This is a genomic window from Rhodococcus sp. IEGM 1341, from assembly GCF_030056895.1.
In the GTDB taxonomy this organism is placed as follows: Bacteria; Actinomycetota; Actinomycetes; order Mycobacteriales; family Mycobacteriaceae; genus Rhodococcoides.
Map to the genome: position 1 here is coordinate 66,986 of NZ_JASHKV010000012.1, position 11,573 is coordinate 78,558.

The 11,573-nt window shown below is 64.8% G+C and carries 13 protein-coding genes and 1 tRNA gene; 5 read left to right on the forward strand and 9 right to left on the reverse strand.

The window, feature by feature from the left end; translation table 11 throughout:
* The first annotated feature begins 8 nt into the window (after positions 1-8).
* Entirely contained in the window at positions 9-497 is a 489-nt protein-coding gene (locus QM615_RS20575) for an SRPBCC domain-containing protein (RefSeq protein WP_283347865.1), read from the forward strand.
* 1 nt (position 498) lies between these two features.
* On the opposite strand, the gene QM615_RS20580 is transcribed toward QM615_RS20575, so the two are convergent.
* Entirely contained in the window at positions 499-780 is a 282-nt protein-coding gene (locus tag QM615_RS20580) for a Rho termination factor N-terminal domain-containing protein (RefSeq protein ID WP_283347866.1), read from the reverse strand.
* Positions 781-896: 116 nt separating this feature from the next.
* Here QM615_RS20580 and QM615_RS20585 point away from each other — a divergent pair, with 116 nt between their 5' ends.
* Both QM615_RS20585 and QM615_RS20590 read left to right on the forward strand, forming a co-directional pair.
* Positions 897-2,015 (forward strand): hypothetical protein, encoded by a 1,119-nt coding sequence (locus tag QM615_RS20585; RefSeq protein ID WP_283347867.1) that lies wholly within the window; start codon positions 897-899, stop codon positions 2,013-2,015.
* Between the two features lie 59 nt (positions 2,016-2,074).
* On the forward strand, positions 2,075-2,782 hold the full coding sequence (locus QM615_RS20590) for an enoyl-CoA hydratase/isomerase family protein (RefSeq protein ID WP_283347868.1): 708 nt from the start codon (positions 2,075-2,077) through the stop codon (positions 2,780-2,782).
* A 9-nt stretch (positions 2,783-2,791) separates the two neighbouring features.
* Here the strand turns inward: QM615_RS20590 and QM615_RS20595 are convergent, their stop codons facing one another.
* From QM615_RS20595 to QM615_RS20620, 6 genes are all read right to left on the reverse strand, one after another.
* Positions 2,792-3,688, reverse strand: a complete 897-nt coding sequence (locus QM615_RS20595; RefSeq protein ID WP_283347869.1) for a universal stress protein — start codon at positions 3,686-3,688, stop codon at positions 2,792-2,794.
* 114 nt (positions 3,689-3,802) lie between these two features.
* Positions 3,803-4,831 carry an LLM class flavin-dependent oxidoreductase gene (locus QM615_RS20600; RefSeq protein WP_283347870.1) on the reverse strand — a complete coding sequence of 343 codons (1,029 nt, stop codon included), beginning with the start codon at positions 4,829-4,831 and terminating at the stop codon, positions 3,803-3,805.
* A gap of 82 nt (positions 4,832-4,913) precedes the next feature.
* Positions 4,914-5,084 (reverse strand): KOW domain-containing RNA-binding protein, encoded by a 171-nt coding sequence (locus tag QM615_RS20605; RefSeq protein ID WP_283347871.1) that lies wholly within the window; start codon positions 5,082-5,084, stop codon positions 4,914-4,916.
* Positions 5,085-5,424: 340 nt separating this feature from the next.
* A complete protein-coding gene (locus QM615_RS20610; RefSeq protein ID WP_283347872.1) occupies positions 5,425-6,621 on the reverse strand; it encodes a lipase family protein in 1,197 nt (398 codons plus the stop codon).
* A 134-nt stretch (positions 6,622-6,755) separates the two neighbouring features.
* Positions 6,756-6,829, reverse strand: a tRNA-Lys gene (locus tag QM615_RS20615).
* A 92-nt stretch (positions 6,830-6,921) separates the two neighbouring features.
* Entirely contained in the window at positions 6,922-7,143 is a 222-nt protein-coding gene (locus tag QM615_RS20620; RefSeq protein WP_032375974.1) for a DUF3618 domain-containing protein, read from the reverse strand.
* A 77-nt stretch (positions 7,144-7,220) separates the two neighbouring features.
* Here QM615_RS20620 and bcp point away from each other — a divergent pair, with 77 nt between their 5' ends.
* Positions 7,221-7,694, forward strand: a complete 474-nt coding sequence (gene bcp / locus QM615_RS20625; RefSeq protein ID WP_032370166.1) for a thioredoxin-dependent thiol peroxidase — start codon at positions 7,221-7,223, stop codon at positions 7,692-7,694.
* Here the strand turns inward: bcp and QM615_RS20630 are convergent.
* Positions 7,683-9,047: a dipeptidase gene (locus QM615_RS20630; protein ID WP_283347873.1), complete on the reverse strand. Its 1,365-nt coding sequence runs from the start codon at positions 9,045-9,047 to the stop codon at positions 7,683-7,685. The genes bcp and QM615_RS20630 overlap by 12 nt on opposite strands.
* Before the next feature lie 74 nt (positions 9,048-9,121).
* Positions 9,122-10,447: a hypothetical protein gene (locus QM615_RS20635; protein ID WP_283347874.1), complete on the reverse strand. Its 1,326-nt coding sequence runs from the start codon at positions 10,445-10,447 to the stop codon at positions 9,122-9,124.
* 416 nt (positions 10,448-10,863) lie between these two features.
* Between QM615_RS20635 and QM615_RS20640 the strand changes: the two genes are divergently transcribed.
* Complete coding sequence (locus QM615_RS20640; protein ID WP_149406378.1) at positions 10,864-11,505, forward strand: TetR/AcrR family transcriptional regulator; 642 nt, start codon at positions 10,864-10,866, stop codon at positions 11,503-11,505.
* The last annotated feature ends 68 nt before the right edge of the window (positions 11,506-11,573 follow it).

Genomic DNA, 11,573 nt, shown 5'->3' on the forward strand with positions numbered 1-11,573 from the left:
ATCGGTCGATGGCACCTACCCCCACTGGAACGTTGCGCAGCACCGACACAGGCGTCGCTCTCGAGCTGACCAGAACCTTCTCGGCTTCGCGTGAGGACGTGTGGGCACGCCTCACCGAATCGTCCTGGACGGCACAGTGGTTCGGTCCGTGGGAGCGGATCTCGCACAACACCATTCGCGTCACGATGGCATTCGAGGAGGATGCGCCGGCGTCGAACATGATCATCGACGCGTGTGAGCCGCCGGGCCTCCTGGCAGTGCGGATGACCGGCGAGGTTCAATGGCCAGTCGAGGTCCGTCTGACCGAGGCAGGCCCTGCGACCGTTCTCGTTCTTGCACACAGCTGCAGGAGCACGGACGGTCTGGGCGACATCGGACCGGGGTGGGAGTACTACCTCGACATGTTCATCGCCGCCGGAAACGGCGACCCGCGCCCGAGTTTCGACGATTACTACCCATCACAGCAGGAGTACTACTCATCTCTTCGCCCGCGGTGAATCAGTGCTTGCGTAGCGCGTCGATCAGCTCTTCCTTGTTCAGCTTGGAATAGCCTTCGAGACCTATTTCCTTGGCTCGCTCGGTCAATTCGTCGACCGTCCAGTCCTCGTAGGATCCGGATTCTCCACCCTTCCTACCGATCTGATCTCGCCCCTTCTTCGCGGCGGCGTTCGAGATGCGGGCGGCCTTCTCCTTCGAGTTGCCTTCCTCGCGGAGCTTGTCGTACAGGCCCTGGTCCTTCAGCTGTGGTTGGTCTTCGGTTTCGCTCTTCTTCGCCGGCATCGGAACTTCCTTTCACTGGGTCGTGTCGAAGCGCTACCCGGTCTGCACGGCGACAAACCTCGCTCGACGTCGCGGATCGGGTGTGTGTTTCGAGTTCCATCGGGTAAGCGATCGGGATGCATTCGGATAGACCGCAATCGGTAAGCCGAGACACCACCGGCAACGACGACACCACCGACGCAGACGACGCGCCGCTCTCGGTGGGGGTGGTCAGCGACGATGGCTTCGCGGCGACGGTGGCGTCTGCCATCGTCGCCAAGTTGCCCGATCACGCGAGGATCGACGGGCAGCGGCGAGAGATCCGCGTGTCCCGAGCATCGGTGCCGCTCCCGCCCACCGCGACCGGAGCGGCCCCGCTGGGACAGTGGCTCGCGTCGGTGAAGGCCGACGCCGACTACGACATCGTGTTGTGTGTGTCGGAGGTTCCTCGCCGTCTCGGGTCGCGTCCGGTGATCGCCGAGACTCGTGACGGTACGACCGGCGCGCTGTACGTGCCTTCCTTCGGAACGCTGGCGGTTCGACGACGTGCTGTCTCGGCTGCACTGGCCGTGTTGCACGAGTTGATCGAAGCCGACGATTCGTCGCGACCACCGCGGAGGTACTTCGAGTCTCGCTGGGCTTCCAGTGATTCCGAGGAGGGCGACGAGGTGCTGCTGACGTCGAGCATCTTCGGTCGAATCAGGTTGGTGTCGGGGATGATTCGATGCAATCGTCCGTGGCGATTGGTTCCGACGTTGTCGGGCGCACTCGCTGCCGCGAGCGCGGCGTCCGCCTTCGGCGTGTTCTATGCCAGCATCTGGCAGATGGCAGCGTCGATGAGCCTCGGCCGACTGGCCATGATCGGGCTCACCGCAGTGATCGCCATGACCGTCTGGGTCATCTTTCCCAACGGCCTGTGGGAGAGGCGTTCGTTCCGAAGTTCCACGATCGACCGATGGATGTACAACGCAGCCACCGTGGGAACCGTTCTGACCGGCGCTCTCTGTATGTACGCGCTGTTGTTCGCGGTGGTGCTGGGCTCGGCGGCAGTCGTGATCTCACCGGAATTCCTGGCAATGCAGATCGGTCGTACCGCGACTCTGGGCGACTATTTTTCCCTCGCGTGGCTCGCTGCGTCGCTGGGCACGGTGGCCGGTGCAGTCGGGTCGTCGGTGGCAGATCGCGAGGACATTCTCGGTGCCACCTACGGTCATCGCGAGTTGATTCGTCGTCGGTCGGCCACCTCCTCGTCCTGAAAATCGCCACGTGGTTCGCGTTGTGAGCTAGAACAAGAAAAACTGGGTACGTTCGGGATATGCCATACCTGGATCGCGTTGCGGACGTGTTCGTGCTGAACCTCGGAACTCGGGGCGTCGAAGACAGCGAAAATCGCATGAGCCCCGACTGGGTTGCCGAGATCAATGCACTGCTCGACGAGGTGGAGTCCTCCTCCGGCCCGGCTGCCCTGGTCACGACGGCAACCGGCAAGTTCTTCTCCACCGGCGTTGATCTGTCGTGGGGTGCCGACAACCTCGATCAGATCAATCGGTTCATCGGCACCGTGCAGGAGATGCTGGTGCGCTTCCTGACGTTCCCGATGCAGACCGTCGCCGCCATGCAGGGTCACACCTACGGCGGTGCCGCGTTCTTCGTGATGGCACACGACCACCGCATCATGCGTTCCGATCGCGGCTTCCTGTGCTTCCCCGGCGTCAACATCGGGGCGACCTACAGCCCCGGAACCGTCGACATGGTGCGAGCGAGGTTGGCCCCGCACGCCTTTCACGAGGCGCTCACCACCGGACGCCGCTACGGCGGTGGCGACGCCATGGCGCTCGGTCTGGTCGACGCCGTCTCGACGCAGGAGCGTGTGCGCGACGACGCCATCGCCCGCGCAGCCGCGTTGGCCGGCACCCGCGGTGAGGTACTGGGCGAGATCAAACGCACCATGTACGCCGGTGAGGTCCGTTCCCTGCTGACGCCTGTCGCAGGCGTCGACGAAATGGAATGGGTCTCGAACTAGGCGGAGTTGTCAGTGCACCACCAGAACCGGGCATTCCGAGTGATGCACCAAGTTCTGGCTCACTGATCCCAATATCGCTGCGGTGAAACGATTTCGTCCGCGGCTTCCCACTACCAACACCTGGGACGTCGCGGAGATCGACCGAAGTTCGTGTGCCGCCGAGGCACCGACGGACACCGCCCGAACCGGCACCGTCGGATACCTGTCCCGGTAGGTGTCGACGTTGGCCTGCAACCACTTTCGTTCTGCCTCACGAAGGTGCTGCCAGTCGACCGAGGGGCCGTAGTCGAGTTGATCGGTTTCGTGCACGGCACCCACGTGGACGGCGAGCAGTTCCGCACCCAGGATGCTCGCCATCTCGAACGCTGCCGACAGTGCGCGCTTCGATGGCTCCGATCCATCGACCCCAACCGCGACAGGGGCCGGCTCGGCTCCGGAGTCGTCGCGACGCTCGTGCCACACCAGCACCGGGCAGGTCGCGGCGTTGACGATTGCCGTCGTCGAGTACCCGAAGACGATGTCGCGCAACGGCCCCGACTCGCACGCGCCCACGACGAGCATTCCCGCGTCCGCGGAGAGTGCCTTCGCCATACGTGCAGCCGGCAGTTCGGACACCTCCGATTCCACCGTCACCTGGGGATCGACTCCGTGCACGACGTCGACGGCGCGGGCGAGTACGCCTTCACCCTCCTGCCGCAGCCGCGTCGGGAAGTCGGTGGTGTTCAGCTCGGCGGCGACGGCCGCACTCCACTCGTCCTTCGGTGCACCGTGGACGAGGTGCACCGACGTCGATGCCGCCCGGGCGAAATGCGCCGCCCATTCGGCCACCCCCTTGTCCGTGGGCGAGCCGTCGACAACGACCGCGAGCGGTCCGTCGAATGTGGTTGCCGCGATCGTGTGGTCCATCGTTCCTCCGTTGGCCGAAGACGGTTTCTACGTCGTCTCCCACGATCGCTGCCCTGGCGACGCGCCACTAGGGCATTTGGCCACCGGTGTGACGGGTATTTCGGGTCGAGGCCGCTACGCCCCGGCAACCAGGGGCGCCACTTCGGTGCCGAGTAGCTCGATGCCGCGCAGAAGGTCGCTGTGTGCCAGCCGCGGATTGGTCATCTGCAACGACAGTCGATCCACTCCGCCCAGTTGTTCGCTCACTCGCTGAATCTTGTCGGCCACCGTCTTCGGATCTCCCATGAAGAACGCACCGTTGGGACCGGCGGTGGCATCGAACTGCTGCCGACTGGGCCGCGCGAATCCGCGCTCCCGAGAGATCTTGGTGAACATCTCGTTCCAGCCGGGGTAGATGGTGTCTGCTGCGGCCGTCGTGGTCTCGGCAACGAAGCCGAACACGTGCAGGCCCACCTTCAGCTGCTCCGGCGGATGGCCCGCCTGCGCTCCGGCGCGACGATAGAGGTCGACGAGCGGGGCGAACTGTCGTGGTTCTCCGCCGATGATGGCGATCATCAGCGGGAGCCCCAGAAGCCCTGCGCGAGCGAAGGACTCGGGAGTCCCACCGACCCCGACCCAGATCGGCAACGGATCCTGCAGCGGACGTGGGTAGATGCCCTGACGGTTCAGCGCCGGGCGGTGCCGACCGGACCAGGTCACCTCGACGTTGTCCCGGATCTGCAGCAGGAGGTCGAGCTTCTCGGCGAACAGCGTGTCGTAATCGGCCAGGTCGAGACCGAACAGCGGGAACGACTCGGTGAAGGATCCGCGTCCCACGACGAGATCGATCCGGCCCTTGGAGATCAGATCGAGGGTGGCGAACTCCTGGAAGACCCGGACCGGATCGTCGGCGCTGAGCACTTTGACTGCGCTGCCGAGCCGAATGTTCTCGGTCCGCGCGGCTGCTGCAGCGAGAATGATCGACGGAGCCGAGTCGTAGTACTCGCTGCGGTGGTGCTCGCCGATACCGAACGAGTAGAGCCCGACCTGATCTGCGAGGGCGATCTCTTCCAGTAGGTGACCCATTCGCTCCTCGGGAGCGATCACCCGACCGTCGGTCGGGTCGGTCACGGAAGAGACGAAACTGTCTACGCCCAGATGCATGGTGGGACCTTTCGATTCGGGATGGTCGATTCCAACAGCATCGGTGAAGATTCAATTATTCCGATGGGTGTCGAGTTGGCAGCTACTCGCCCCATCGTTTCAGCTCGTCCGCCGCGTAGTACATCTGCTGTGATGCGCCGAAACGAACGAGCAACCGCTGCTTGTCCTCGTAGAACCAGACCACGGTTCCGTACATACCTGCCATGGGCCCACTCAGCGGTGTGACTCCGTCGCCCACCTCGAATCCATACATACGTGCACCGTACCGATCGAGGGTGCCGAAATCGGACACCCAGCGTTCGGCTTATCGGCGTCCGCGTTTGCGTGCGCGACGCTCGTCGAGCTTCCGCTTGCCGTAGCCCCACGTGACGCGGCCCAGACCCTCGAAGAGTCGGCTGGAGAGACTTCTGCGTCCACTCATACGGCGGCCCCGTTTCCGATGACGGTCATTCTCGGTCCCTTTCTCTGAGGCAGTAGAACCCTGCGACTGGCCGGTGAAGTGATCCGGCACGATCGATGAGTCGAATCGGAACGGAGCAACCACACATCGGACACGCGTGATCTACATCACGTACGACGTCTCGATCGTCGAGCTACGCCCGTGTGACGAGTCGATCCATCCACCCGATCAGCTCGGGGTAGGCAGCGACGTTCGCGGCCGGATGGTCGAACGCGGGTACCAGATCGGTTCCGAAGTCGAACTCTCGGACGGTGATGTCCGTGACGCCTGCGGCGCGCCAACGCTGTACCAGGATTCGGCTCTGCTCGATCTCGACGGAGGTGTCGTGGACGCCGTGCACGATCATCACGGGTGCGACGGGCGCGGTGAACCCGGTGGTGTTCTCCTGCGTCATCGGACCCAGCACGGGCCCGGTCATGAGCGTTCCCAGGGAAGAGCCGTCCGCAGTGAGGTCCTCGGATCGCAACGGTCCGTAGGTGAGAGCGTCGACCGTGCAGAAATCCTGCGCCGCATCGATGGCTGCCCGTCCTCGATCGTTGAACAGAGCCCGAATCTGTTCGGCCCGGTCGGGGTGAGCGCCGATCAGGCCGCCGATCGTGTACAGCATCGTCGCGGCGGACTCGGAGCCGTCCTGGCCCTCGACGCGCAGCACAGGATCGGTCGGTGCGGCACCGACGAAAGCACCGACCACGGACACATCGGGCGCGTAAATGGACGCGAGCTCCGCGGCCGCGGCCGACGCGACGCCGCCCGCCGAGTATCCGTAGAGCACAACAGGCGCGTCGGTCTCCCCTGCCGCAGCCCGTGCCGAGTCCAGCACGGCGCGGGCACTGGCGATCCGACCCAGAAACTCGTACTCGCCGGGGGTTCCCAGCCCTTGATAGTCCGTCGTGACCACCTGGTACCCCTGCGCCAGTAGTGGCAGCAGTGCCGGCATCGTGGTTGTCAGCCCCAGCTCCGAGGAGCCCGAGCAACGATCGGCAACCCCGTAACTGCCTGGCGCATAGGCGATCACGGGCCGGGGCCCGGGACCGGACCACGCACGCGTCGGCGTGACCAGCAGCCCCGACACGGCCACCGCACGATCGCGGGGATCGGCCGACCGGTACAGAATGCGCTCGGTGTGCGATCCCAGAACGTCGAGCTGTGGCACGGATTCTCGGCGCAGGATGGACCCGGGTGCGTATGCCTCCAGGCCGACGACGGGCTCACTGTAGAGATCGGCACCGTCTGGAGCCGCCGAGGCGGGTGCGGCCGAGGCGGGTGCGGCCGAGAGAACGAGGCACCCGACAAGAACGGACAGGGCGAGGGTGACGAAAGGCAGTCTCATGTCGCGAGCCAGTATGCGGTCCGAAGTGCGGGTCCGCATTCTGTATTCGCGGATTTGCGACACCCACGTCTTGGTCGGTGATGCACCACAAAAAATGCCCCTGCCAGCGTTTCCACTGGCAAGGGCATTCGTTGTGCGCCATCAGGGATTCGAACCCCGGACCCGCTGATTAAGAGTCAGCTGCTCTAACCAACTGAGCTAATGGCGCCGATCCGCACCGCGTGTTCTCTGCGGTGCGGGAGAAACATTAACAGCAGATGCCGCCAGATGTGAAATCGGCTGGTCGGAGCACCTGTCGGGTCAGTTGAAGATCCTGCGAACCACGAGAACTGCCACCACTGCGCCCACTCCGAGGAGGGTGAACTTCACTGCCGGCTCGTTGAGCTTGGCCACCACGGACTGCTTGGTGTTGGCGACGATGTTCTTGGGGCTGGCACGGACGCTCAGCTCGTCCAGGGTGCTGGCGAGCTGATTGCGAGCGGCCTCGATCTCGCGCTCGATTCGGTCGGTGTCCTTGGCCACGTGTCCTCCAGCTTGTTGCAAATAGTCTCGGTCGCAGTCGAGCCTAGAGCACGGCGATATTTCGATACTCTCGTGCGGTGACCGAATACAGCAAGCTCGAGCCGGGCGACACCGCTCCGGCGTTCACCCTGCCCGATGCCGACGGCAACGACGTCTCCCTCGCCGACTACGCAGGCAAGAAGGTGATCGTGTACTTCTACCCCGCCGCGAGCACCCCGGGCTGCACCAAGCAGGCCTGCGATTTCCGCGACAGCCTCGCCGAGCTCAACGGCGAAGGCCTCGAGGTCATCGGCATCTCCCCCGACAAGCCGGCCAAGCTCGCCAAGTTCCGCGACAAGGAAGAGCTGACGTTCCCGCTGCTCTCCGACGAGGAGAAGACGACCCTGCAGGCGTGGGGCGCGTTCGGGGAGAAGAAGAACTACGGCAAGGTCTACGAGGGCGTCATTCGCTCCACGTTCCTCGTCGACGAGGAAGGCAAGATCGAGGTGGCGCAGTACAACGTCCGCGCCACCGGCCACGTCGCCAAGCTCCGCCGCGATCTAGCTGTCTGACCCTGCGAGCCGCTGCAGGAACAACGCCTCGGCGACGGCCATCTTCTCGATTTCCGTCGGGTCCACGCTCTCGTTGGGAGCGTGGATCCGGCACCGAGGCTCCTCGACGCCCATCAGCACGATCTCGGCGTCCGGCAGCACCTGAGCCAATGCGTTGCACAGCGGAATCGACCCGCCCTGGCCTGCCGTCCCCATGGGATACCCGAAGGCCTTCTCCAACGCTTCGAACAGCGCCGCGTAACCCGGCCCATCGGTTCCGGCCCGAAACGGCGACCCGATGGCCTCACGCTCGACGGTGACCCGCGCATTCCAGGGCGTACGCGCCTCCAGATGAGCCACCAACGCACCCTGAGCCCGCTGCGGATCCATCCCGGGCGGCACCCACAAATTGAGCCGTGCCGACGCACGAGGCGAGATCGCCGCAGCCGACCCCACGACCGGCGGGCAGTCGATCCCCAGGATCGTCAGAGCGGGCCGCGCCCACACCGCCTCGGCCACCGAACCCGAACCCGCCAGCCCGACGCCATCGAGCACGCCGGCATCGGCACGGAACTGCTCGGCGTCGTACTCGACCCCGTCCCAGGTCTGCGTTCCGTCGAGTCCGTCGACCACGGTGTCGCCGTGCTCGTTGCGCAACGTCGAGAGCACCTGCACCAGTGCGGCGAGCGCATCGGGTGCTGGCCCGCCGTACATGCCCGAGTGCACCTCTCCGGCAAGGGTTTCCACATGCACCACCACGTTGGCGATACCGCGGAGCGTGGTGGTGACCGTCGGCAAGCCCACCTGTGCGTTGCCGGTATCGGCGATGACCACCATGTCTGCCGAGAACAGTTCGGGGCGCTGTTCCACGAGCGCTTCCAACCCGCCGGTGCCCATCTCTTCCGAACCCTCGCAGACGATCCGCACGCCGACCTCGAGCGACTCCCCCAGCGCCCGTAGCGCCAGCAGATGCATGATCACGTTGCCCTTGCAGTCCGCCGAACCTCGTCCGTACCAACGACCGTCCCGCTCGGTCAGCTCGAAAGGCTGACTGTCCCAAAGTTTTTCGTCACCCGGAGGTTGAACGTCGTAGTGCGAGTACAGCAGAACGGTCGGTGCTCCTGCCCGAGCCGGCCGTGAACCGACGACGGCCAGTGAGCCGTCGATCGTCTCGATCAGCTGCACGTCCGGAATGCCAGCGTCGACGAAGGCCCGCTGCACCCACTGCGCCGCACCGGTGCATTCCTCGACCGGAAACTGCCGTGGATCGTGCACCGAGGTGAAGCGGACCAACTCTGCCAACTCGGATTTCGCTCGGGGCATCTGCGATGCGATCGCAGATCGAACGTCGACGGGGCGCGCATCGGCGGGCATGAATCCTCCAAACGAGAAAATGACAGACGGGCCGTAGCCAGTCTGTCATCACTCGCCACAGGAACGATTCAGCGTCAGCGGCCGGAGAACTCCTGATGAATCCACTCACCGGTCTGCTGCCAGTGCCGATCCCACGCTTCCTGCTCGAGCTGTTCGGGCGACTTGCCCGGCTCCGGAACGGGAACAGGAACGGTGAACTGCGGAGGGGCCACCTCGGTCGGCGACGGCAGAGGTCCCGGCTGCGGGGCCGCCACAGCCTGACGTGGCGGATCCTGCGTCGCCCACGTCTGAGATGTCGGTGCAGGCTCGACAACTGTCGATGGGTCCGCAGCCGGGGGAATCGTCTCGGGCGGCGGCGCAATCGCCGGCACCGGCGCAACCACGACCGCACCCGGATCGGACGTCGTCGGATCCACCTGCCTGGTTGCCCCCGCCAGATCCGCACCGGCATCGCGTCGATCGACTACCTGCTCGGCGTTCGTCTCGGATTCACCCGGCAACGTCGCAGCGACCGCGACACCAGCGGAGAGCACACCGGCCAGCAGCACTGCGGCGAACACGAGCTTGCGCCCGGAGCCTCCCGACCGGGCCGGCTTCGAGCCGACAACCGACAGCACTGCGGGTGAAGGAAGCGGCGCTGCCACCCTGTCGTTCACCACCGCAGGGGCGGGCCCGGAGTCGGCAATCTCGGCGTCGGCCTGGTCGGACTCATCGGCTGCTACGACCTCGGCATCGGCGGCCGCGACCGGCTCCGAGTTCTCGGTCGCCTCCTGCGCAGCGGCAACCACAGCCGGCTCGTCCTGATATGCCAGCAGCGCAGCTCCGCGGGCTGCGACCTGATCCGCGTCACCGACGCGCACCACGGGGACACCGAGTCCGAGCGACAGGATGTCGACCAGGTCTCGATTACTCGAAGAATCACCGAAGAGGGCCACGAACTCGGGCTTCTTGCCGGACTGATCCACAACTTCCCACGCCAGTGGGATGGTGCTGCCGATGCGCTCGGGCGACATCGAGTCCAGCGTCGCAGTCTTCACCGGGGTGATCGAGGCATCTGCGGCATCGGCGAGCGAGATGGAGACGCCCGCGTCGCCCATGTAGTACAGCAGGACGGTCTTCGCGTCGGCGAAGTCCTTCGACGTGGCGAGCCAGCCGAGGAACGATTCGGATGCGGAGGACAGGACTGCGGAATCGTCGCCGAGAGCGGCTGCGAACTCGGCGCGCTCGCCCTCGGTTCGGTACACCACACCCACTGCGTCCACGCTTGCGTCGAGCTCTGCCGCCTCGGCGAGCATCGTCTCGATCGCTGTCGTCAGAACCGAAGCCGCATCGGGATCGAGCGGGGTAGTCCGATCGGCGAGTATCTCGCCGGAGGTCGGCTCGACAAGAATTGTCTGCATCGAGCCAGATTCGATCGCTATACCAATAGTTGCCATGGCAGTCTCCCTGTGCTCAGGGTGGAGGCGCCCGACCATGAACGTCATCCAGCGGATCCGAACGACGATCACCCTGCACGGAATTTGATTCTGTTACCTGAACCATACCTGTTGACGGTTAAATTGGTCCGAATCGGTCTTGGAGTTTGTCACAGTATGAGGAACCAGCAGTTGTCGTCGACCCCAGGTTTCTTCGATACCTCCAGCTGAAACACGCGTGTCCGCCCCAGAACCGAAACCGGTGGGAGTGACCTACCGGACCGTTGTGGATAACGAGCACCCGCGCCGGATAGCCTGACCGGGTGGAATCCTCTGCTCGTGCCCAGTCCTCGCGCCGTCTCGACGCCGCGCTCGAGTCGACGGCACAGACACAGGAACTGATGCCTCGACGACGACCCACCCAGGAACGCAGCCAACGGAAGTTCGACGCACTGCTGCAGGCCTCACGCGAGTTGCTCAGCGATGTGGGATTCGAGTCGTTCACCTGCGAGGAAGTCGCGTCGCGCGCCGAACTCCCGATCGGCACGCTGTACCAGTTCTTCGCCAACAAGTACGTCATCGTCTGCGAGCTCAACCGCCAGGACCTCGTGGGGGTCCAACAGGAACTCGCCGAGTTCGACGGCGAAGTCCCGTCCCTGGACTGGGTGCGGTTCCTGAACAACTTCGTCGACCACATGGCCGGCATGTGGATGACCGATCCGTCGCGACGCGAAGTGTGGCTCGCCATGCAATCGACACCGTCGACGCGCGCAACCGGGGTGATTCACGAGCGGGAGTTCGCCGAGCAGGTCTCGCGCATGCTCGGACCGCTCACTCCGCGCACGCCTCGGCATCGCCGCAACCTCATGGCTCAGGTGTTGGTGCACATCGTCTACTCGATGCTCAACTTCTCCGTGCAGGACGGCCAGAGCCACGAGGACGCCGTCGCCGAGCTCAAACGCATCATGATGGCGTATCTGCTCGTCGCCGAGAAGGAGAGCAGGCGTTCCGGCGGCTCGACGAACGAGAGCGAACCGGCCTGAGCAACCCGAGCCCGCACAGACGAAAGGCCCGCCCGATCACGTGGATCGGACGGGCCTGACTCGTTCTC